Here is a 20,496-nt window from a genome sequence, read left to right on the forward strand (position 1 = left end):
GCGGCACGAGCGGACCATAGTCGAAAGGCCGATCATGCCGCTGACCGCCGATGCCGATATCAAGGCTCTGCTAGAGGAAACCCGTACGATCGCACTGGTGGGCGCATCCGATCGCCCCGATCGGCCCAGCTATGGCGTGATGCGGCAACTGCAGGCGCACGGTTATCGCGTGATTCCGGTCAATCCGCAGATCACCGGCGAACATGTGCACGGCGAATATGTCTTTCGCGAGCTGTCGCAGATTGGCGAGCCGATCGACATGGTGGACATCTTCCGCCGCTCGGAGGCTGCCGCCGAGGCTGTTGATCAAGCGATCGCGGCCGGGGCGAAATCGGTCTGGATGCAATTGGGTGTCGTCAACCAGCAGGCGGCAGCACGCGCCGAAACGGCCGGGCTGAAGGTCGTGATGGATCGCTGCCCCGCCATCGACATTCCTCGCTTGGGTGTTGCGCGGATCGAGGAGTAGCCGGTCGCGGCCCGCTAGCGCCGCGTCGTTCCGTTTTGCCGCTGTGCTGCGTGCCCGCCAGATCGCGGGCCAGGGGGCCAGATGCGCCGCCCCGCTGTCCTACCTCGGCCGTTCATGGCACTGCGGCAACCGCAGCGGCGAGGGGCGTGAATGTCGAAAGATCCTTCTCGAGTGTCTCAACTTTCTCAACATTGGCGCCAACAACCGGCTTGGCGGCGGCAAGTGAATCCTCCTTGTCGGCCGGTTGGGCGTGCCGCATGGACGGTTGAGGATCGGTATCAAGCCGGCGCAAGAAACTAGGAGGGGGCAACATGGACGAAGCGGTTTCCCATGTTCACGGCCGTCCCGGGCAGCGGGATCTCACCACGGGTCCGATCGGCTCCGCGCTGTTGCTGTTCGCGCTCCCGACGCTTGCTTCCAACGTCCTTCAATCCCTGAACGGCTCGATCAACACGATCTGGGTGGGCCGCTTCCTGGGGGAGGGGGCGCTTGCCGCGACATCCAACGCCAACATCATCATGTTCCTGATGTTCGGTGCCGTGTTCGGCTTCGGCATGGCGGCAACGATCATCGTCGGCCAGAGCTGGGGCCGCCGCGATGTGGAGGCTGCGCGTCGGGCGTTCGGCTCCGCCATCGGCCTCGTGCTCGCCGGATCGGTCGTGGTGGGAACGCTGGGCTGGATATTCGCGCCGGAGATCCTGGTCGTCCTCGCCACCCCGCCGGACGCCTTTGAGCCAGCGCTCGATTACTTGCGCGTCATTTTCCTGGCGCTGCCGCCCTCCATGCTGCTCGTGCTCATGTTCATGGGGCTGAGGGGCACCGGAGACTTGGTCACCCCTTTGTGGTTCATGGGGCTTGCCGTTCTGGTGGACGCGGTGATGAACCCGCTGCTCATCGCCGGCATGGGTCCGTTTCCGCGCATGGGCATCGCGGGCTCTGCCACCGCCACGCTGATTGCGAATATCGTCGCGCTCGGCGCGCTGGTCGCCTGGATCCGCTGGCGCGATCTGCCGCTGCGCCTGAAGGGCGCCGAGATCCGCTACATCCTTCCCGAACGCGAGCTGGTTCGAACCATCGTCAGCAAGGGGGTGCCGATCGGGGCGCAGATGCTGGTGCTGTCGGTATCCGCGTTGGCGATGGTCGGCCTCGTCAACCGTAGCGGTATTGATACGGTGGCCGCCTATGGCATCGTTCAGCAGCTGTGGGGCTATGTCCAGATGCCGGCCATGGCCATCGGCGCGGCGGTGTCGGCGATGGCAGCGCAGAATATCGGCGCCGGGCGATGGGACCGGGTGGCGCGCATCACCCGCGCCGGCATCATCTACAATGTCCTGATTACCGGCGCGACGGTTGCGCTGGTGCTGTTGTTCGACTTCGCCATCATCGGCCTGTTCATCCCCGGCGCCAGCCCCGTGGTGCCGATCGCGCAGCACATCAACCTGCTGGCGACCTGGGGCTTCATCATGTTCGGTGCGACCATGGTGCTGTTCGGGGTGATCCGCGCCAACGGCGCCGTCTGGGGGCCGCTGCTGATCATGACAGTCGCCATGTTCCCGGTCCGGCTGGGCGTGGCCTATGCGTTGCTTCCCGTGATCGGAGCGGATGCCCTGTGGTGGAGCTTCCCGGTGGGCTCGGGTGCCAACGCGCTGTTGGCAGCGCTTTATTACCGCTTCGGGCGCTGGCGGGAGGGCGGGCTACTCGTGCCGGAGGAGCATTGCGAAGAGCGCAGCCACGCCGATATCGAACCTGCCGGCACGCTAAAGCCGGCAGCCTGATCGCTGACTCTCAGCCAGGCTCTTCGTCGGAGTCTCGCGGCACCATCACCTGAATGGCGCCAGGCGCGATCTTGGCGTGAACGGGCGTGTGTGCCAGCACCTCGCCGTCGATTGAAATCGGCAGGTTGGGGCGCGTGTCGATCTTCAGATTGCGGCCCGAAAAGGTGATCGTATCGTGGTGCCTCGCCGAAAGGCCCAGGATGTTGGCGAACCAGTTCTTCAGCAGCGTGCGCCGGTAACGCCCGGTAACGGCCTGAACGACGATCTGCCCCGAATCGATCTTCGCCTCATCCACCAGCCAGGTGCCGCCGTGATATGGCCCGTTGGAGATCCGCACTTCCACCACCCGCATCCGCTTCTCTTCCGTTCCGTCATCAACGGTCAGGATGAAGGGGCGGAAGCGCAGATATTGCAGCCCGGCCCAGCCGAGATAGCCGATCCGCCCCAATACCTTCTTCAGATTATGCGGCACCGTCTCCGCGATTTGCGGCGACAGGCCCATGGCCGCGCAGTTCGCGAAATAGTCTCCATCGATCATGCCCAGGTCGATCCGCTTGGGCACGCCTGTTGCCAGCACATCGATCGCCCCATCCACGTCAAGCGGCAGACCCAGGGTGCGCGCGAAACTGTTGGCCGTGCCAAGCGGCAGGACGCCCAGGATCACGTCCTTTCCGACAAGCAGGTCGACCAGGCCGCTCACCGTCCCGTCGCCGCCGCCCAGGATCACCAGATCGGGGTTCTTCGCCAGCGCGCGCTTCACCGTGCGCTCCAGATGCTCCGGCTTTTGCACCGCGTGCGCGTCGACCGAGAACGGCAGTTCATCCAGCCGCTCGCACGCGCGCTGGAATAGCTTTTGCCCTTTGCGTGACTTGGCGTTGACGATCAACGCGGCTGACCGGATCTCGCTCATGCCGCCCTAACGCACGGCAGGCCGATTCGCCCCCGTAACGCTTGCGCAGGCGTCGGGAGCGGCGCAAGGCAGGGCCATGCACGCTTCCTTTCCCGCCCTTCGCCTGCGTCGAACCCGTGCCGCTGACTGGAGCCGGCGCCTGCATCGGGAGACGACGCTCACCCCCGCCGATCTGATCTGGCCGCTGTTCATCGCCGAGGGCGAGAGCGTCGAGGAACCGATCGCCAGCCTTCCCGGCGTTTCGCGCTGGTCGGTCGACCTCATCGTCGCGCGGGCCAAGGAGGCGCATGCGCTCAGGATCCCGTGTCTTGCGCTTTTTCCGAACACGCCGGCGCATCTGCGCAGCGAAGATGGCCGTGAAGCGCTGAATCCCGACAATCTGATGTGCCGTGCCATTCGCGCCATCAAGGATTCGGTTCCCGACATTGGCATTCTGACCGACGTCGCGCTCGATCCTTATACTGCGCATGGCCATGACGGCCTCGTGGATGAGGCCGGCTATGTGCTGAACGATGCAACCGTGGAATTACTGGTTGGCCAATCGCTGAACCAGGCCGCCGCCGGCGCTGATATCGTCGCGCCATCCGACATGATGGACGGCCGTATCGGCACGATCCGCGCCGCTCTGGAGGCGGATGGCCGTCACAATGTGCAGATCATGGCTTATGCGGCCAAATACGCGAGTGCCTTCTACGGCCCGTTCCGCGACGCCGTGGGCAGCCGCGGGCTGCTGAAGGGCGACAAGAAGACGTACCAGATGGACTATGGGAACGGGGAGGAGGCTCTTCGCGAGGTTGCGCTCGATCTCGCAGAAGGCGCCGACAGCGTGATGGTGAAGCCCGGCCTGCCATACCTTGATATCGCCCGACGCGTGAAGGAGCGGTTCGAGGTGCCGGTGTTCGCATATCAGGTGTCCGGCGAATATGCGATGATCGAGACCGCGGTCGCTGCGGGCGCAGCCGATCGCGACGCCATGGTCCTCGAAACTCTCACCGCCTTTAAGCGCGCTGGCTGTTCGGGCGTCCTCACTTATCACGCGGTGCACGCAGCCCGCCTGCTTGGCCAATGACGGGCATGACGGCGCCCTCGTTGCCGATCGAGACGGAGCGGCTGGTGCTGCGCACGCCTCAGCCGCAGGACCGCGCGCCGCTTCATGCCATGTGGGCGGATCCCATCGTCATGGCCGATCTGGGACCGGTGAAGAACGCAGCGGAAAGCGACATGGCTCTCGCTCGTCACGCCTCCTACGCACCGCTCGGCTTCCGCGCCGTGGTGCTGCGGGCCGAGCAAGCGACGATCGGCTTTTGCGGGCTGAAGCCCGGCGCTCCCGATACGCCGATCGAGGGAATGCTGGAGATCGGCTGGATGCTGGCCCTCCCCTATTGGGGCGCCGGTTATGCGCGAGAGGCCGCTGCCGCCGCGATTGCATGGGGTTGGGAGAACCGAGACGACAACGCTATCGTCGCGATCACCGCGACCGACAATGCCAAGAGCCGGCTGCTGATGGAGCGCCTTGGCATGAGCTACGAGCCCGCCGTGGACTTCGATCATCCCCTTTTTGCGGCTGACGATCCGCGTCGGCACACGGTGACCTATCGGATTGCGCGGCCGGCAGGGTTGTAAAGGCAATCGACAGCTGGGCGGCGTCACCGCCGCCCTCCTGGCATGGACGCGGCGATTACTCGCCGTTGCGCTCTACCGATTCAAGGATCCGCCCGCCGGCCATGAAAACCGCGATGGGGCAGACGGAGAAGAGCAGCCAGCCGCCGAGGCCGGGATAGTCCCGCAAGTAATGCACCCCGCGCTCGGTCGCGCCCAGTCCGAGGCCATAGATGACCATGAACGCCTCGAACTTCGTCTTGATCGTGAAGAGCCGGGCTATCTTGGTAAACATGGCGTTAACCAAGCAAGCTCCGCGCCAGTGGCGGATTTCCGCCAACTAGCCGCTCTACCTTCCTCTCAACTGTCAATAAGTTCGACAAGGTCGAGCGCTGCGTAGAGCGCGCGGCGTGCCCGGATGACCTGCGCCACTAGGTCGGCATCCCCGATTGCGTCGAACGCGATCGCCTCGGGCCAGTGTGTCGCAATCACGTCCGCAATCCGGTCCAGCTTCGCCGCATCGACGAGGAAACGGGGGTCAACCAGCGTCGGATCACATGCGACACGCAGCCGCAGGCACGCCGGACCGCCGCCATTCGCCATCGACTCGCGCACGTCTACCACGTCTACCGCGCGGATCGGCCCATTGCCTGCCAGATGGTCCTGCAGCCAGGACCAGACCGCCTGGTTCTCCCGCGCTTCCGCCGGCACGATGAGCGTCTGGGCGCCCGTACTCGCGGTCACGAGCTGCGCATTGAAGAGATAGGACCGAATGGCGTCGTCAAGGCTCACGCGCTCCGCCGGGACCTCCACGATCTCGACGTCCGGCATGATGCGGCGCAGATCGGCGAAGAAGTCGTGCCGATCCGCAAACGCCTGTTCGTGCGCGAACAGGATACGCTCATTGGCGACGGCAACCACGTCATTATGAAAAGCGCCCGCGGCGATCGCCTCGGGCGATTGCTTCACGAACAAGGTGCGGGCGGGGTCGAGGCGGTGCGCCCGCGCGATCGCCTCGGAGGCTTCGCGGTGTTGCCGCGCGGGGAATGGCCCGCCCGTCTCGCCGTAGACGAACACCTCGACCCCGGGCGCGTCATGAGCGGCGCACAGCCGCATATGATTTGCCGCACCCTCGTCGCCGAACGGGGCGGGGATAGGCGCGTGAACAGCAAAATGATCATGCGCGAACGCAAGCCGAAGCTGCGCCAGCGTCGCCGGCCATTCGTGGCTGCGATGCGGCATCGTGACGAGGTTCGCGACGGTCAGGTGGCAACGCTCGTCGCCAGCATCGGGCGCCGGTGAAACGGTGGCGGCGTTGGCGGCCCACATCGGCGAGGCCGAGAACGCCCGAGCCTTCAGATGGGCAGGAGCGGCCAGGTAATGGGTGTGGAGCGAGGCAAGCCATGCGTCATGAGGCCGCGGGTGCGGCAGGAGGATGCCCTGGGTCAGCCCCAGCGCCAGATTGGCGCGCATCTTGGCTAGTCCCTGCAAGGCAGCGGCACGGGGATGCGCTGTCGCGCTGGCATTGCGAGTGGCGGCCAGGTTGCCGGGGCTGAGGCCAGCATAATTATGGCTGGGCCCGACGATGCCGTCGAAATTGATTTCCTGGATCATAAAGGCTCCCCGGCGCAGGCCATCGGTCAGCGTTGCAGTCAGATCCGCGCCACGTGCAGCACGCGGGAATCCTCGCGCGCCTGGATCGCCGTGGCGCAATCGGGGTCGATCACCACCTCGTTGCCTACCTCGCGCACATTGCCGAAGGCGCAGCGGAAATCGGACAAGCGTCCCTGAGCGACCAGCGCCTCGGTGCCGCCGTCACGATCAATGGCGACGATCCGTGCCTCGCGCGCTTCGCGGATGGAGCGTACCGAGTCGATCCGCGCCGTCATCGTCGGCCCGCCATCGAAGATGTCGATATACTTCTCGAATGCGAAGCCCTCGTTCTCGAGCATCCGCATCGCCGCCCGGCCGGACGGGTGGGGCAGGCCGATGGCTGCACGGGCTGTCTCGGACAGCATCGCGGTATAGATCGGATGCTTGGGCATCAGGTCAGCGATAAACTGATGGCCGTTGATGGCGTTGAAGGCGTCGGCATCCTGGAAGTTCATGCCGAAGAAGCGTCCGGCCAGCCCGTCCCAGAACGGCGAGCCGCCCGCTTCGTCGATCACGCCGCGCAACTCTGCGAGGATGCGATCGCCGAACCGCTGGCGATGCGCCTTGATGAACAGATAGCGGCTTCGCGCCAACAACAGGCCCAGGCCGCCCGCCCGTTCTCCGGGATGAAGGAACAGGCCGCCCACCTCGCTCGATCCTTCCAGGTCGGTGGTCAGCGACAGCATCTCGGCGCGAAAGGTGCGGTCCAGTTCGCGGCTGTGCTGGGTCAGCATGCTGATGCGGTAGCTGTAGAACGGGTGCCGTTGGCCGACCTGGGTGAAGATCTGGCACGTGCCACGTACTTCGCCGGTTGCGGTATTTTCCAGGATCAGCACGAACAGCTCGTCAGCGACGCTTTCCTCGTCGCGCGTGAAGGCGGCGTGGCTGCGATCCAGCTTGGCTTTCAGCGCGCGGCGATCGGGCGGCAGGTTGGTAAAGCCGCCACCGGTCAGCTTCGCCATCTCGTACAGATGCGCCAGATCCTCGTCGCGCGCCGCGCGAACCACGAAAGTCACAAGCCGTTCTCCGCCAGTCGCAGGATGGTCACCGCCGAAAGCGCCGCTCGCTCGGCGAGGCTTTCGACGATCAGAAATTCGTCCGCAGAATGAATTGCGCCGCCCCGCACACCCATGGTGTCGATCACCGGGGTGCCGGCGGCGGCTATATTATTGCCGTCGCACACGCCGCCGGTGTCCCGCCATGCGATGGGCAGGTCCAGATCGCCGCCCACCTGACGAACCAGATCGAACAGACGCGCCGCGCCCGCGTCGATTGGCTTGGGCGGCCGATTGAAAGTGCCATGCACGTCGATGCGAACGTCATGTGCTGCGGCGACCGCGGCGACGGCTGTATCGATCGTCGTCCGCGCCCGTGCGATCTCATCGGCATCGGCAGGACGGAAGTTGACCCGTAACACCGCCAGATCCGGAACGACATTGTTCGGCCCGCCGCCATCGATCCGCGCCGGGTTGACGGACAAGCGTGGTCCCTTGGCGGCATCCAGGGCCAGGGCAAGCGCGGCGGCAGCGACGATGGCGTTGCGGCCGTCCTGTGGATTGCGCCCGGCGTGGGCCGCGCGTCCGCGCACGACGATGGAGAAATTGCCCGTGCCCCCACGTGCGCCGGCCAGGGTTCCATCGGGCAGGGCCGGTTCATAGGTGAGCGCCGCGAGCTTGCCGCGCGCCGCCTCTGCGATCAACGCGGCGGACGAAAAGGATCCGGTTTCCTCGTCGGAGTTGATGATCACGTCATAGCCGATCGGGCACCGCGCCGCCTCCACCGCTTCGAGCGCGGCGAGCATGACGGCAAGGCCGCCTTTCATGTCGGCAACACCGGGGCCGTTGATCGTCCCGTCCGCCCGGTCCGTGAGGGTCTGGAATGGATGATCCGCGGGATAGACGGTATCCATATGCCCCGTCAGGAGCAGCCGGCGCGCGGCGTCGGGCCTGACCGACACGTGCAGGTGTTGGCCGTGCGCCACCGCGGCGACTGTGCCATCTGCTGCCACTCGCTCTGCGGCAGCCGGTTCGATCAGCCGCACGGTGCCGGGCAGCGCGGCGAACGCGTCCGCCAGCATGCCGGCCATCGCGTCCAGCCCGGCGATATTGCCGGTGCCGCTGTTCACCGCCGCCCACGCCCTTGTCCGCGCGAGCATTGGCGAGGCGCTTGCGCGCGCAACTGCCTGCTCTTCGATCCGGCTCAATGCTGTCATGCCGCCGGTTGCTAGCCGAAGCCCGAAATCCCGGCCACCCCAGGAAGTTGCGAGTGATTCTCACCGGCCCGATGCCTTGCCCCGTCCGTCCGGCGGGCCTAAAGCGCCCCCGTTCCGTTCGCCCGTGCGAGAAAAGCCCCGAAAGAGCGCCGATGGTTGACCTGTCGCAATATCTGCCGATCCTGATGTTCCTCGGCGTGGCACTCGTGCTGTCGTCGGCGTTCGTGTTTCTGCCCATGGCAGTTTCGCGGCTGACGGGTTCGTACAAGCCGTCCGTCGAAAAACTCAGCGAATATGAATGCGGCTTCCCCGCTTTCGAGGACAGCCGCGCGCAATTTGACGTGCGATTTTATCTAGTTGCGATCCTGTTCATCATCTTCGATCTCGAGGCCGCGTTCCTATATCCCTGGGCGGTCAGCGTGTTCGATCTCGGCTGGACCGCCTGGATCAGCATGATGATCTTTATCGGCGAGCTCGCGCTTGGCCTTGTATACGCCTGGAAAAAGGGCGCACTGGATTGGGAATGACCATGCACTCCGGCCCCGTCGAACTTCCGCGCGACGCGCGCGCGATCTCCAGTGGAACGGGCCTCGTTCAGCCCGATCCCGGCTTCTTCAACGACCTGAACGGTGAGCTGACCGACAAGGGTTTCCTCGTCACCTCGACGGAGGAATTGTTCCAGTGGGCCCGCACGGGCTCGCTGTGGTGGATGACGTTCGGGCTCGCCTGCTGCGCGGTGGAGATGATCCACGTCAACATGCCGCGTTACGATCTGGAGCGGTTCGGCGCCGCGCCGCGCGCGTCACCGCGCCAGTCGGACGTGATGATCGTTGCCGGCACGCTCTGCAACAAGATGGCCCCGGCGCTGCGCCGCGTGTACGATCAGATGTCGGAGCCGAAATACGTCATCTCGATGGGCTCGTGCGCCAATGGCGGCGGCTATTATCACTATAGCTACAGCGTCGTGCGCGGCTGCGATCGCGTGGTGCCGGTCGACATCTATGTCCCGGGCTGCCCGCCGACCGCCGAGGCGCTGCTGTACGGCATCATGCAGCTGCAGCGGAAGATCCGCCGCTCGGGGAGCATCGAACGGTGAGGGCGCCTGCACCCCGCTGGGCCGCAGAGCTAAACGACGCGACGCTCGATGCGGCGCGCGCCGCCATCCCGAACGGGCTGGTCGATGCCTTCGCGCATGTTGGCGAGATCCAGCTGCACGTTCACCGCGATCACCTGATCGCGGCGTTGACCGCGCTGCGTGATACGCCGGGGCTGGAATACCAGCAGCTGATGGATATCGCCGGGGTGGACTATCCCGATCGTGGCGAGGAGCGGTTCGAGGTGGTCTATTGCCTCCTCTCGCTGACCCGTAACCATCGTCTGCACGTCCATGTTACCGCGTCCGAAGACACCCCGGTGCCGACGGTGACTGAGCTGTGGCCGGTGGCTGGCTGGTATGAGCGTGAAGTGTACGACATGTATGGCGTGCTGTTCGCCGGCAATCGCGACCTGCGCCGCATCCTGACGGACTATGGCTTCCGCGGCCATCCACAGCGCAAGGACTTCCCGCTCAGCGGCTATGTCGAGATGCGCTACTCGGAAGAAGTAAAGCGCGTCGTGTACGAGCCGGTAAAGCTCGCGCAGGATTTCCGTACCTTTGATTTCACCAGCCCGTGGGAAGGGGCGGAATACGTCCTGCCGGGCGATGAGAAGGGTTCGTTGCCGGAGGCCAAGGGTGCGCCGACACCGCTTAGCGCGGATCAGGTGCAGAAGGCCGGTGCGACTCAGTCGCCCGCCAAGCCCGCCGCGGCACCCAGCGAGTCCTATGCGAAAAAGGATGCGGACAGCACGGCCGAAACCGGCGCTGGCAAGCCCCATCCGCATATCGGCGAAAAGCCAGCCGACCGCGACGTCATTCCCGGCAAGGGAGGGCAGAACCAATGACCGATACCGTCCTTAACGATCGCATCGATCCCGCTACGGAGCGGCTGGCTGATGTGGCGGAAGGGGATCGCACCCATGATGAGGTGGCGATCCAGAATTACACGATCAACTTCGGCCCGCAGCATCCCGCGGCGCACGGCGTGCTTCGCCTCGTCATGGAGCTCGACGGCGAAATCGTCGAGCGCATCGATCCGCACGTCGGCCTGCTTCACCGCGGCACCGAGAAGCTGATCGAGTACAAGACCTATCAGCAGGCGATCCCCTATTTCGATCGCCTCGATTATTGCTCGCCGATGTGCATGGAGCACACCTTCGTGCTCGCGATCGAGAAGCTGCTCGATCTCGAAGTGCCGCTGCGTGCGCAATATCTGCGTGTGTTCTTCGCTGAACTGACGCGCATCAAGAACCACATGCTGAACCTCGGCAGCCATGTCATGGACGTTGGCGCGATGACGCCGAACTTGTGGCTGTTCGAGCTGCGCGAAGACTGCATGAACTTTTACGAGCGCGCGTCGGGCGCTCGTATGCATGCGAATTATTTCCGTGTCGGCGGCGTGCACGAGGATGTGCCGCTGAAGCTGCTGACGGATATCGCCGACTGGCTCGACAATCGCCTGCCGGTCCTGTTCGAGGACGCAATCAGCCTTGTCGCTGACAACCGCATCTTCAAGCAGCGCAACGTCGACATTGGCATTGTCAGCCGCGACGACGCGATCCGCTGGGGCTTCTCGGGTCCGATGATCCGCGCGGCGGGCGTGCCCTGGGATCTGCGCAAGCAGCAGCCTTATGACGTCTACGCCAAGATGGACTTTGAAATCCCCGTTGGCACCCGCGGCGATTGCTATGATCGCTTCATGGTGCGCGTGGAGGAGGTCCGCCAGTCTGCGCGGATCATGAAGCAGTGCCTGGCCGAAATGCCGGAGGGGCCGATCGCCAGCCTCGATCGCAAGGTCGTTCCGCCCAAGCGCGGCGAGATGAAGCAGTCGATGGAAGCGCTCATCCACCACTTCAAGCTCTATACCGAGGGCTTCCACGTGCCCGCTGGCGAGGTTTACGTCGCCACGGAGAGCCCGAAGGGCGAGTTTGGCGTGTATCTGGTGTCGGACGGCACCAACAAGCCGTACCGCTGCAAGATCAGGCCGACGGCCTTCTCGCACCTGCAGGCAATGGACTTCATGAGCCGCGGCCACATGCTCGCGGACACCACCGCCATTCTCGGCGCGATGGATATCGTTTTTGGTGAATGTGACCGCTGATGGCTGACGCTCCCCAGATCCCCGACGAGGCCGAAGTTCGCGCGCGCTGGAGCGGTTTCCAGTGGTCCGACGAAAATATTGCCAAGCGCAACGCGATTCTCGCGCGTTACCCCGCTGGCCGCGAACAGTCCGCGTCGATTCCGCTGCTCGATCTGGCACAGCGCCAGGTGGGGGCGGAAACGAACACGCAGGGTTGGTTGCCGGTGCCGGTGATCGAGTTCGTCGCGCGCGAGATCGGCGTGCCGTACATCCGCGTGTTCGAGGTCGCGACCTTCTACACGATGTTCAATCTGGCGCCGGTCGGCCGTTTTCACGTGCAGGTCTGTGGCACCACGCCGTGCATGCTGCGTGGCTCTGACGACGTGCTGGCGGCGTGCAAGAACCGTGGCCTTACCAAGGGCAAGACGACGCCGGACGGCCTGTTCACGCTGACCGAGGTCGAGTGCATGGGCAATTGCGCCTCGGCACCGATGGTCCAGATCAACGACGACAATTTTGAGGATCTCGACTACGATCGCACGCTGGCGATCCTCGATGCGCTGGCGCGCGGCGAGCAGCCCAAGGCGGGCACGCAGGAGCCCGGCCGCCACACGGTCGAGCCGCTCGGCGGCCCGACCACGCTGACCGCGATGGTGAACGAGAATCACGATTACCGTTCCGAATGGAACACCCCTGCCGTGGGAGCGAGCGCATGAGCGTCATCACGTCCCTGACGGACAAGGACCGCATCTTCACCAACCTCTACGGCTATCAGCCGTGGACGTTGCAGGCCGCACGCCAGCGCGGTGACTGGGACAATACCAAGGCGCTGCTGGAGCTTGGCCAGGACAAGATCATCGACGTGATCAAGGCCTCGGGCCTGCGTGGTCGCGGCGGTGCGGGCTTCCCAACTGGCACCAAATGGTCGTTCATGCCCAAGACGCCGAGCCCGGAGCGGCCGAGCTTCCTGGTCATCAACGCCGACGAATCCGAACCCGGTTCGTGCAAGGACCGCGAGATCATCCGCCACGATCCGCACAAGCTGATCGAGGGCGCGCTGGTCGCTGGCTTCGCGATGCGCGCGCGCGCCGCGTACATCTACATCCGCGGCGAATATATCCGCGAGGCCGAGACGCTGTTTGCCGCCGTGCAGGAGGCGTATGACGCCGGCCTCGTGGGCAAGAACGCCTGCGGCTCGGGCTATGATTTCGATGTCTTCGTCCACCGCGGCGCGGGCGCGTACATCTGCGGCGAAGAAACCGCGATGATCGAAAGCCTGGAAGGCAAGAAGGGCCAGCCGCGCCTCAAGCCGCCGTTCCCGGCCGGCGCGGGGCTGTACGGCTGCCCGACGACGGTGAACAACGTCGAGAGCATCGCGGTCGCGCCGACGATCCTGCGACGCGGCGCGGAATGGTTCGCCAGCTTCGGCGCGGAAAACAACCGCGGCACCAAGCTGTTCCAGATCAGCGGGCACGTGGAAAAGCCCTGCGTGGTCGAGGAAGCGATGAGCATCCCGTTCCGCGAGCTGATCGAAAAGCATTGCGGCGGCATCCGCGGTGGGTGGGACAACCTCCTCGCGGTAATCCCCGGCGGCTCGTCGGTCCCCCTCGTACCGGCCAAGGAGATCATGGACGCGCCGATGGATTTCGACGGCCTGAAGGCTGTCGGCTCGGGCCTCGGCACCGCGGCGATCATCGTCATGGACAAGTCCACCGACGTCGTCCGCGCGATCAGCCGCATCTCGTATTTCTACAAGCACGAGAGCTGCGGCCAGTGCACGCCGTGCCGTGAAGGCACCGGCTGGATGTGGCGCGTGATGGAGCGGCTGCGCACTGGCGACGCCGAAATCGGCGAGATCGACATGCTTCAGCAAGTGACGAAGCAGGTCGAGGGCCATTCGATCTGCGCACTGGGCGACGCGGCGGCCTGGCCGATCCAGGGCCTGATCAAGCATTTCCGCCCCGAGCTGGAACGCCGCATCACCGAACGTAAGGGTGGCGGTCTCGCCCCCATGCAGGAAGCTGCAGAATAATGCCCAAGCTGAAGGTAGACGGGATCGAGGTTGAGGTGCCGCAGGGAGCCACCGTGCTCCAGGCGTGCGAAGCGGCCGGCAAGGAAATCCCGCGTTTCTGTTATCACGAGCGGCTGAGCATCGCCGGCAACTGCCGCATGTGCCTGGTCGAGGTGAAGCCCGGACCGCCCAAGCCGCAGGCGTCGTGCGCGCTGCCCGCGGCGGACAATCAGGAAGTGTTCACCACTTCGCCGATGGTGAAGCATGCCCGCGAGGGCATCATGGAATTCCTGTTGATCAACCACCCGCTGGATTGCCCGATCTGCGATCAGGGTGGCGAGTGCGATCTTCAGGATCAGGCGGTTGCCTATGGCCGTGGCCACAGCCGCTTCCAGGAAAACAAGCGCGCCGTCACCGAGAAGTACATGGGCCCGATCGTCAAGACGATCATGACCCGCTGCATCCAGTGCACGCGCTGCGTCCGCTTCGCGGAAGAAGTGTCGGGCGTTGAGGAAATCGGCGCGATCTATCGCGGCGAGAACATGCAGATCACCTCCTACCTCGAAAAGGCGGTGACCAGCGAACTGTCCGGCAACGTCGTTGATCTGTGCCCGGTAGGCGCGCTCACCTCGAAGCCATATTCGTTCGAGGCGCGCCCGTGGGAGCTCAAGAAGACGCTGACAATCGACGTGATGGACGCGGTGGGCACGAACATCCGCCTCGACAGCCGCGGTCGTCAGGTGCTGCGTTCGCTGCCGCGCGTGAACGAGGACGTGAACGAGGAGTGGGCGACCGATAAGACGCGCCACGCCGTCGACGGTCTCGTTCGCCGCCGTCTCGACCGCCCCTATGTGCGTCGCGACGGCAAGCTGGTTCCGGCAAGCTGGGACGAGGCGTTCGCCGTGATCGCAGAGGTGGCGAAGGGGGCCGGTGACAGCGTTGCTGCCGTGGCTGGCGATCTCGTCGATTGCGAAACGATGTTCGCGGCCAAGGCGCTGCTGAAGGACATGGGCTCGTCGCTGCTCGAAGGGCGGCAGACCGGCATGGACTATGATACGTCCAGCCTGGCCGCGGTGAACTTCAACACCACCATCGCCGGTATCGAACGGGCGGACGCGATCCTGCTGGTCGGCACCAACCTTCGTTGGGAAGCCAGCCTCGTCAACACCCGCATTCGCAAGGCGATCAAGCGCGGTGCCAAGGTCTGGGCGATCGGCCCGGAGACGGAGCTGACCTACAAGGTCGAGTGGCTCGGCAACGACCTGGCAGTGCTCGGCGATCTGCCGGAAGCGCTCACCGAGGCGTTCGGAAAGGCGGAGCGTCCGGCGGTGATCGTCGGCGGTGGCGCACTGAAGGGCGCCCACGGCGCAGCGCTCGGGCTGGTCGAGAAGCTTGGCCTCATCAAGGATGGCTGGAACGGGTTCAACGTCCTGCACATGGCGGCAAGCCGCATGGGCGGGCTGATGCTCGGCTATGCGCAGAAGGCCGGCGTTTCCGCGCTGTACGACGCAAAGCTCACCTTCTTCCTGGGCGCGGACGAGTGCGATTTCACCCGCTTCGCCGGCTTCAAGGTTTATGTCGGCCACCATGGCGACAAGGGTGCGGCTGCCGCGGACGTGGTGCTGCCTGGCGCCAGCTATGCGGAAAAGTCGGGCACCTATGTGAACCTCGAAGGCCGGGTACAGCGCGGCAATCGTGCCGTTTTCGCGCCTGGCGATGCGCGTGAGGACTGGACCATCTTCCGCGCGCTGTCGGAGACGCTCGGTCGGCCGCTCCCCTTCGACACCATGGACGAATTGCGCGCTGCCATGGCGCTCGATTGCCCGGAACTGGCGAACGAAGGCCTGCTGACCTTTGCCTGGAACCCGCCGTCGCTCGACACGAAGGCTGAGGGCGTGATGGAAGGCTATCCGATCAAGGACTTCTATCTCACCAATGCGATCTGCCGCGCGTCGCCGACGATGCAGCGTTGCTCGGCTGAACTGGTGCACGGCGAAATCGTCGCGGAGGCCGCGGAATGACCGCCTTTTTCAACGAAACTCTAGGCCTGCCTTATGGCTGGGCGTGGTTCCTGGCCACGCTCGTCGGCATTCTCGTCATTGCGCTGCCGCTGATGCTGGCGGTGGCGATGATCATTTATGCCGATCGCAAGATCTGGGCGGCGATGGCGCTGCGCCGCGGCCCGAACGTCGTTGGCCCGTTCGGCCTCATGCAGTCCTTCGCGGACGGCCTGAAGGTGTTCCTGCAGGAAACGATCGTTCCCGCGGCGGCAAACCGCGGCCTCTTCCTGCTGGCGCCGATCATCACCTTCACCGTGGCGCTGATCGTCTGGGCGGTGGTGCCGTTCGACATTGGCGTGGTGCTCGCCGACATCAACGTCGGTCTGCTCTACATCCTCGCGGCCTCGTCGCTGGGCGTGTACGGCATCATCCTCGCCGGCTGGTCGTCAAACTCCAAGTATCCGTTCTTCTCGGCCATTCGTGCCGCGGCGCAGATGGTCAGCTATGAAGTGGCGATTGGCTTCATCCTGATCTCGATCGTGATGTGGGCCGGCTCGTTCAATCTCACCTCGATCGTCGAAGCGCAGCGCAGCGTGCTGAACACGCCCGTCAACGGGTTCTTCCTGAACCCGCTGCTGTTCCCGATGGCGGTGATGTTCTTCATCTCGTCGCTGGCCGAAACCCAGCGCGCGCCCTTCGACCTGACCGAGGCAGAGTCGGAGCTCGTTGCCGGCTATCAGACCGAATATTCGTCGATGAGCTTCGCGCTCTACTGGCTTGGCGAATATGCCAACGTCATCCTGATGTGCACGCTGAACGCGACGCTGTTCTGGGGTGGCTATCTGCCGCCGTTCGACTGGGCGCCGCTGTACTACGTGCCCGGGATTGTCTGGCTGTTCGCCAAGATCCTGTTCTTCTTCTTCTGCTTCAGCTGGGTGAAGGCAACGGTGCCGAGGTACCGTTACGATCAGCTGATGCGTCTCGGCTGGAAGGTGTTCCTGCCGGTGTCGCTGTTCTGGGTATTCCTCGTGTCCGGCGTGCTGATGCTCGACCGAGTTGGGATCTGACGCATGGGTATCGCTTCGACGATCAAGGCCTTCACCCTCTGGGAGTTCGTGAAGGCCCACGCTTTGACCTTGAAGTATTTCTTCAAGCCCAAGGCGACGATCAACTATCCGTTCGAGCGTAACCCGGTGTCGCCGCGGTTCCGTGGCGAGCATGCGCTGCGTCGTTACCCCAACGGCGAGGAACGCTGCATCGCATGCAAGCTATGCGAAGCGGTGTGTCCGGCGCTGGCGATCACGATCGAGGCCGAGCCGCGCGAGGACGGCAGCCGCCGCACCACGCGCTACGACATCGACATGACGAAGTGCATCTATTGCGGCCTGTGCCAGGAAGCCTGCCCGGTGGATGCGATTGTCGAGGGGCCGAACCTCGAATTCTCGACCGAGACCCGCGAGGAGCTGATCTACGACAAGGCCAAGCTGCTCGATAACGGTGATCGCTGGGAAAGCGCGATTGCGGCAAACATTGCCGCAGACGCGGCATATCGATAGGCGGCGCGCGATGATTCAACGGTTAGCAGGGGTGGCGGCATGATCCAGGCCATCGCCTTTTATCTCTTCGCCATCGTCGTGCTCGTATCGGGCGCGATGACGATTGCCTCGCGCAATCCGGTGCACAGCGTCCTGTGGCTGATCCTGGCGTTCTTCAACGCCGCTGGCCTGATGGTGCTGGCGGGTGCCGAGTTCATCGCGATGCTGCTCGTCATCGTCTATGTCGGGGCGGTCGCGGTGCTGTTCCTGTTCGTCGTGATGATGCTGGATATCGACTTTGCCGAGCTTCGCGCTGGTTTCGTTCGGTATTTCGGGATCGGTCTGGTTCTGGCGGTGGCGCTGGTGGCCGAGATCGTGATCGCGGTTGGTGCGTGGAGCGCCGGCGGCGTCGATCTGGCACGCCGCGGCGCACCGGTTGATCCCACCATTCCCAACATTCAGGCGATCGGCAACCTGCTCTACACCCGCTACCTCTTCGTCTTCGAAGGTGCAGGGCTGGTGCTGCTGGTCGCCATGATCGGGGCGATCGTGCTGACCCATCGTCAGCGCCAGGGCGTGCGCCCGCAAAATATCGCGCAGCAGATCGCGCGCCGTCCGCAGGATGCGACGCGCAACATGCGGCCGGAGATCGGACAGGGGGTGCAGCTGTGAGCGCCATGAATGCGGCCGGGGGGATTGGCCTGATCCATTATCTCGTCGTGGCAGCGTTGCTGTTCACGATGGGGGTGCTTGGTATCTTCCTCAACCGGAAGAACATCATCGTCATCCTGATGGCGATCGAGTTGATCCTGCTCGCGGTGAACATCAACCTCGTCGCTTTCTCTTCGGCGCTGGGCGATCTCGTGGGCCAGGTGTTCGCGATGTTCGTGCTCACCGTGGCGGCGGGCGAGGCGGCGATCGGCCTTGCGATCCTCGTTATCTTCTTCCGTGGCCGGGGCTCGATCTCGGTTGACGATCCCAGCCGGATGAAGGGCTGAACGACCCGTGACCTCGATCCTCTTCATCGTCTTCCTGCCGCTGCTCGCGGCGATCGTCGCTGGCTTCGGCAACAAGTCGGTTCCCGGCGTCGTCGCCAAGGGCGTGACCACGGGTGCGCTGTTCGTGTCGTGCGCGCTCTCGTGGCCGATCTTCCTCGGCTTCATGTCGGGAAGCCTCTCGGCGACCGTCACGCCTGTGCTGCACTTCATTACCTCGGGCACGTTTGACGCGTCCTGGTCGCTGCGGGTCGACGCGCTGACCAGCGTGATGCTGGTCGTGATCACCAGCGTCTCGGCGCTCGTCCATCTCTATAGCTGGGGCTATATGAGCGAGGACCCGGATCAGCCGCGGTTCTTCGCATACCTGTCGCTGTTCACCTTTGCGATGCTGATGCTGGTGACGGCCGACAACCTCATCCAGATGTTCTTCGGCTGGGAAGGCGTGGGTCTCGCCAGCTATCTGCTGATCGGTTTCTGGTTCAAGAAGCCGAGCGCGCAGGCTGCCGCGATCAAGGCATTCGTGGTCAACCGCGTCGGTGACCTGGGCTTCATGCTCGGCATCTTCGGCACCTATCTGGTGTTCGACACCGTCTCGATCCCCGCGATTCTTGAGGCCGCGCCTGGCATGGCCGGCTCGACCATCGGCTTCCTTGGCTATCGCTTCGATACGATGACGGTGCTCTGCCTGCTGCTGTTCGTGGGGGCGATGGGCAAGTCGGCGCAGCTTGGTCTTCACACCTGGCTGCCGGACGCGATGGAAGGCCCAACCCCGGTGTCGGCGCTGATCCATGCGGCGACGATGGTCACCGCGGGCGTCTTCATGGTCTGCCGCCTGTCGCCGATGTTCGAAGCGTCGCCCACCGCGCTGATGGTGGTGACCGGCATTGGGGCCGCAACCTGCATCTTCGCCGCGACGATCGGCACGACACAGACCGACATCAAGCGTGTGATCGCTTATTCGACCTGTTCGCAGCTCGGCTACATGTTCTTCGCCGCGGGCGTCGGCGCTTATGGCGCGGCGATGTTCCACCTGTTCACGCACGCCTTCTTCAAGGCGCTGCTGTTCCTGGGCGCAGGCTCGGTCATCCACGCGATGCACCACGAGCAGGACATGCGCTTCTATGGCGGCTTGCGTAAGCACATCCCGATCACCTTCTGGGCGATGATGCTGGGTACGCTGGCGATCACCGGCGTCGGTATCTACGGCTTCGGCGGTTTCGCCGGCTATCACTCGAAGGACGCGATCCTCGAGGTGGCATGGGCCTCGGGCCGCGGGCAGGGTGCCTTCTGGGTCGGCACGTTCGCCGCATTGCTGACGAGCTTCTACTCGTGGCGCCTCATGTTCCTCACCTTCTGGGGCAAGCCGCGCTGGGCCGGGTCGGAGCATATCCAGCACGCCGTGCACGACGCCCATGGCCATGGCCATGATGCGCACGGCCATGATGCACACGCCCATGACGATCCCGCCGCGGAGGATGCCGGTCACTCGCCGCACGCCCATGGTCATGATGCTCATGAGCTTCCGACGGGAACCGCTGGCTATCATCCGCATGAGAGCCCGCTCGTCATGCTGATCCCGCTGATCGTGCTGTCACTAGGCGCGGTGTTCGCTGGCTTCGTGTTCCATCACTGGTTCATCGAACCGGAGGCGGGCGAGGCGTTCTGGCGCGGCAGCCTGTTCTTCAACGAACATCTCATGCACGAAATGCATCAGGTGCCGCTGCTGGTGAAGCTTGCCGCCACGATCGTGATGATCATCGGCCTGGTCGTTGCCTGGATGGCGTACATCTGGCGCACCGACATTCCGAAGCGGTTCACCGCGACGTTCGACGTGCTGTACGATTTCATCGCGCATAAATGGTATTTCGACGAGCTCTATCACCTGCTCTTCGTTCGCCCGTCCTTCGCCATTGGCCGCTTCTTCTGGCACAAGGGCGACGAGGGCACGATCGACCGCTTCGGCCCGAACGGTTCGGCATGGGTGGTCGCCCTGTCCAGCCGCGTGGCCGGACGGATCCAGACGGGTTACGTCTATACCTATGCATTCGTGATGCTGCTCGGGCTGACAGCCGCGGCCACCTGGGTGATCGCGGGATGATGGCCAGCACTTCACCATTGTTCGGGCGTCGCTCCGGGGCGCCCGTCCTTCCTTCGCGGGCGC

Annotated in this window: 22 protein-coding genes; 16 read left to right on the forward strand and 6 right to left on the reverse strand. The window is 64.4% G+C overall.

What is annotated here, in order from left to right; translation table 11 throughout:
* Positions 1–34 precede the first annotated feature (34 nt).
* Entirely contained in the window at positions 35–466 is a 432-nt protein-coding gene (locus LQ954_RS00790; protein ID WP_227771564.1) for a CoA-binding protein, read from the forward strand.
* Positions 467–578: 112 nt separating this feature from the next.
* Here LQ954_RS00790 and LQ954_RS00795 read toward each other — a convergent pair whose 3' ends face one another.
* Positions 579–725, reverse strand: coding sequence for a hypothetical protein (locus LQ954_RS00795; protein ID WP_231021441.1), 147 nt, complete (start codon positions 723–725; stop codon positions 579–581).
* 52 nt (positions 726–777) lie between these two features.
* Between LQ954_RS00795 and LQ954_RS00800 the strand changes: the two genes are divergently transcribed.
* Complete coding sequence (locus LQ954_RS00800) at positions 778–2,241, forward strand: MATE family efflux transporter (RefSeq protein ID WP_231021443.1); 1,464 nt, start codon at positions 778–780, stop codon at positions 2,239–2,241.
* A 10-nt stretch (positions 2,242–2,251) separates the two neighbouring features.
* Here LQ954_RS00800 and LQ954_RS00805 read toward each other — a convergent pair whose 3' ends face one another.
* Positions 2,252–3,151, reverse strand: coding sequence for a diacylglycerol/lipid kinase family protein (locus LQ954_RS00805; RefSeq protein ID WP_231021445.1), 900 nt, complete (start codon positions 3,149–3,151; stop codon positions 2,252–2,254).
* A 76-nt stretch (positions 3,152–3,227) separates the two neighbouring features.
* On the opposite strand from LQ954_RS00805, the gene hemB reads away from it, so the two are divergent.
* Both hemB and LQ954_RS00815 read left to right on the forward strand, forming a co-directional pair.
* Positions 3,228–4,220, forward strand: coding sequence for a porphobilinogen synthase (hemB, locus tag LQ954_RS00810; RefSeq protein WP_231021448.1), 993 nt, complete (start codon positions 3,228–3,230; stop codon positions 4,218–4,220).
* A gap of 5 nt (positions 4,221–4,225) precedes the next feature.
* The gene (locus LQ954_RS00815; RefSeq protein ID WP_231021450.1) at positions 4,226–4,774 is read left to right on the forward strand and encodes a GNAT family N-acetyltransferase; all 549 of its coding nucleotides are present in this window, start codon (positions 4,226–4,228) and stop codon (positions 4,772–4,774) included.
* Between the two features lie 55 nt (positions 4,775–4,829).
* Here the strand turns inward: LQ954_RS00815 and LQ954_RS00820 are convergent, their stop codons facing one another.
* The 4 genes from LQ954_RS00820 to LQ954_RS00835 form a co-directional block, all read right to left on the reverse strand.
* Positions 4,830–5,045 (reverse strand): hypothetical protein, encoded by a 216-nt coding sequence (locus LQ954_RS00820; RefSeq protein WP_227771249.1) that lies wholly within the window; start codon positions 5,043–5,045, stop codon positions 4,830–4,832.
* A gap of 65 nt (positions 5,046–5,110) precedes the next feature.
* Positions 5,111–6,364, reverse strand: a complete 1,254-nt coding sequence (locus tag LQ954_RS00825; protein WP_231021452.1) for an N-succinylarginine dihydrolase — start codon at positions 6,362–6,364, stop codon at positions 5,111–5,113.
* A gap of 38 nt (positions 6,365–6,402) precedes the next feature.
* Entirely contained in the window at positions 6,403–7,419 is a 1,017-nt protein-coding gene (locus LQ954_RS00830) for an arginine N-succinyltransferase (RefSeq protein WP_231021453.1), read from the reverse strand.
* Positions 7,416–8,615: a hydrolase gene (locus tag LQ954_RS00835; RefSeq protein WP_231021455.1), complete on the reverse strand. Its 1,200-nt coding sequence runs from the start codon at positions 8,613–8,615 to the stop codon at positions 7,416–7,418. Before LQ954_RS00835 ends, LQ954_RS00830 begins: the two co-directional genes overlap by 4 nt.
* 152 nt (positions 8,616–8,767) lie before the next feature.
* On the opposite strand from LQ954_RS00835, the gene ndhC reads away from it, so the two are divergent.
* From ndhC to nuoL, 12 genes are read left to right on the forward strand one after another with little or no spacing between them, the layout of a single operon-like run.
* Positions 8,768–9,142 (forward strand): NADH-quinone oxidoreductase subunit A, encoded by a 375-nt coding sequence (gene ndhC / locus LQ954_RS00840; RefSeq protein ID WP_227771253.1) that lies wholly within the window; start codon positions 8,768–8,770, stop codon positions 9,140–9,142.
* Positions 9,143–9,144: 2 nt separating this feature from the next.
* Positions 9,145–9,711: a NuoB/complex I 20 kDa subunit family protein gene (locus tag LQ954_RS00845; RefSeq protein ID WP_046410043.1), complete on the forward strand. Its 567-nt coding sequence runs from the start codon at positions 9,145–9,147 to the stop codon at positions 9,709–9,711.
* Positions 9,708–10,556, forward strand: coding sequence for an NADH-quinone oxidoreductase subunit C (locus tag LQ954_RS00850; protein ID WP_231021457.1), 849 nt, complete (start codon positions 9,708–9,710; stop codon positions 10,554–10,556). Before LQ954_RS00845 ends, LQ954_RS00850 begins: the two co-directional genes overlap by 4 nt.
* Positions 10,553–11,812, forward strand: coding sequence for an NADH-quinone oxidoreductase subunit D (locus LQ954_RS00855; RefSeq protein WP_227771255.1), 1,260 nt, complete (start codon positions 10,553–10,555; stop codon positions 11,810–11,812). The genes LQ954_RS00850 and LQ954_RS00855 overlap by 4 nt, the downstream gene beginning before the upstream one ends.
* Positions 11,812–12,507: a complex I 24 kDa subunit family protein gene (locus tag LQ954_RS00860; RefSeq protein WP_231021458.1), complete on the forward strand. Its 696-nt coding sequence runs from the start codon at positions 11,812–11,814 to the stop codon at positions 12,505–12,507. Before LQ954_RS00855 ends, LQ954_RS00860 begins: the two co-directional genes overlap by 1 nt.
* Entirely contained in the window at positions 12,504–13,823 is a 1,320-nt protein-coding gene (nuoF, locus tag LQ954_RS00865) for an NADH-quinone oxidoreductase subunit NuoF (protein WP_231021460.1), read from the forward strand. Before LQ954_RS00860 ends, nuoF begins: the two co-directional genes overlap by 4 nt.
* Positions 13,823–15,823, forward strand: coding sequence for an NADH-quinone oxidoreductase subunit NuoG (gene nuoG, locus LQ954_RS00870; RefSeq protein ID WP_231021462.1), 2,001 nt, complete (start codon positions 13,823–13,825; stop codon positions 15,821–15,823). The genes nuoF and nuoG overlap by 1 nt, the downstream gene beginning before the upstream one ends.
* Positions 15,820–16,869: an NADH-quinone oxidoreductase subunit NuoH gene (gene nuoH, locus LQ954_RS00875; protein WP_227771259.1), complete on the forward strand. Its 1,050-nt coding sequence runs from the start codon at positions 15,820–15,822 to the stop codon at positions 16,867–16,869. Before nuoG ends, nuoH begins: the two co-directional genes overlap by 4 nt.
* 3 nt (positions 16,870–16,872) lie before the next feature.
* Positions 16,873–17,358 (forward strand): NADH-quinone oxidoreductase subunit NuoI, encoded by a 486-nt coding sequence (gene nuoI / locus LQ954_RS00880; RefSeq protein ID WP_227771260.1) that lies wholly within the window; start codon positions 16,873–16,875, stop codon positions 17,356–17,358.
* Between the two features lie 39 nt (positions 17,359–17,397).
* Positions 17,398–18,009 (forward strand): NADH-quinone oxidoreductase subunit J, encoded by a 612-nt coding sequence (locus LQ954_RS00885; RefSeq protein ID WP_227771261.1) that lies wholly within the window; start codon positions 17,398–17,400, stop codon positions 18,007–18,009.
* Positions 18,010–18,014: 5 nt separating this feature from the next.
* Complete coding sequence (gene nuoK, locus LQ954_RS00890) at positions 18,015–18,335, forward strand: NADH-quinone oxidoreductase subunit NuoK (protein ID WP_227771565.1); 321 nt, start codon at positions 18,015–18,017, stop codon at positions 18,333–18,335.
* Between the two features lie 7 nt (positions 18,336–18,342).
* Complete coding sequence (gene nuoL / locus LQ954_RS00895) at positions 18,343–20,433, forward strand: NADH-quinone oxidoreductase subunit L (RefSeq protein ID WP_231021464.1); 2,091 nt, start codon at positions 18,343–18,345, stop codon at positions 20,431–20,433.
* The last annotated feature ends 63 nt before the right edge of the window (positions 20,434–20,496 follow it).

Origin of the sequence: Sphingomonas sp. IC-11 (assembly GCF_021043365.1) — a bacterium.
GTDB lineage: Bacteria > Pseudomonadota > Alphaproteobacteria > Sphingomonadales > Sphingomonadaceae > Sphingomonas.

Coding starts and splice junctions, on each gene's coding strand:
- nuoH (WP_227771259.1), top strand. CDS start 15,820: ATGACCGCCTTTTTCAACGAAACTCTAGGCCTGCCTTATGGCTGGGCG.
- nuoF (WP_231021460.1), top strand. CDS start 12,504: ATGAGCGTCATCACGTCCCTGACGGACAAGGACCGCATCTTCACCAAC.
- LQ954_RS00885 (WP_227771261.1), top strand. CDS start 17,398: ATGATCCAGGCCATCGCCTTTTATCTCTTCGCCATCGTCGTGCTCGTA.
- hemB (WP_231021448.1), top strand. CDS start 3,228: ATGCACGCTTCCTTTCCCGCCCTTCGCCTGCGTCGAACCCGTGCCGCT.
- LQ954_RS00855 (WP_227771255.1), top strand. CDS start 10,553: ATGACCGATACCGTCCTTAACGATCGCATCGATCCCGCTACGGAGCGG.
- LQ954_RS00845 (WP_046410043.1), top strand. CDS start 9,145: ATGCACTCCGGCCCCGTCGAACTTCCGCGCGACGCGCGCGCGATCTCC.
- LQ954_RS00835 (WP_231021455.1), bottom strand. CDS start 8,615: ATGACAGCATTGAGCCGGATCGAAGAGCAGGCAGTTGCGCGCGCAAGC.
- LQ954_RS00815 (WP_231021450.1), top strand. CDS start 4,226: ATGACGGCGCCCTCGTTGCCGATCGAGACGGAGCGGCTGGTGCTGCGC.
- LQ954_RS00790 (WP_227771564.1), top strand. CDS start 35: ATGCCGCTGACCGCCGATGCCGATATCAAGGCTCTGCTAGAGGAAACC.
- LQ954_RS00800 (WP_231021443.1), top strand. CDS start 778: ATGGACGAAGCGGTTTCCCATGTTCACGGCCGTCCCGGGCAGCGGGAT.
- LQ954_RS00805 (WP_231021445.1), bottom strand. CDS start 3,151: ATGAGCGAGATCCGGTCAGCCGCGTTGATCGTCAACGCCAAGTCACGC.
- LQ954_RS00825 (WP_231021452.1), bottom strand. CDS start 6,364: ATGATCCAGGAAATCAATTTCGACGGCATCGTCGGGCCCAGCCATAAT.
- LQ954_RS00795 (WP_231021441.1), bottom strand. CDS start 725: ATGCGGCACGCCCAACCGGCCGACAAGGAGGATTCACTTGCCGCCGCC.
- nuoK (WP_227771565.1), top strand. CDS start 18,015: ATGAATGCGGCCGGGGGGATTGGCCTGATCCATTATCTCGTCGTGGCA.
- LQ954_RS00820 (WP_227771249.1), bottom strand. CDS start 5,045: ATGTTTACCAAGATAGCCCGGCTCTTCACGATCAAGACGAAGTTCGAG.
- LQ954_RS00860 (WP_231021458.1), top strand. CDS start 11,812: ATGGCTGACGCTCCCCAGATCCCCGACGAGGCCGAAGTTCGCGCGCGC.
- nuoI (WP_227771260.1), top strand. CDS start 16,873: ATGGGTATCGCTTCGACGATCAAGGCCTTCACCCTCTGGGAGTTCGTG.
- nuoG (WP_231021462.1), top strand. CDS start 13,823: ATGCCCAAGCTGAAGGTAGACGGGATCGAGGTTGAGGTGCCGCAGGGA.
- ndhC (WP_227771253.1), top strand. CDS start 8,768: ATGGTTGACCTGTCGCAATATCTGCCGATCCTGATGTTCCTCGGCGTG.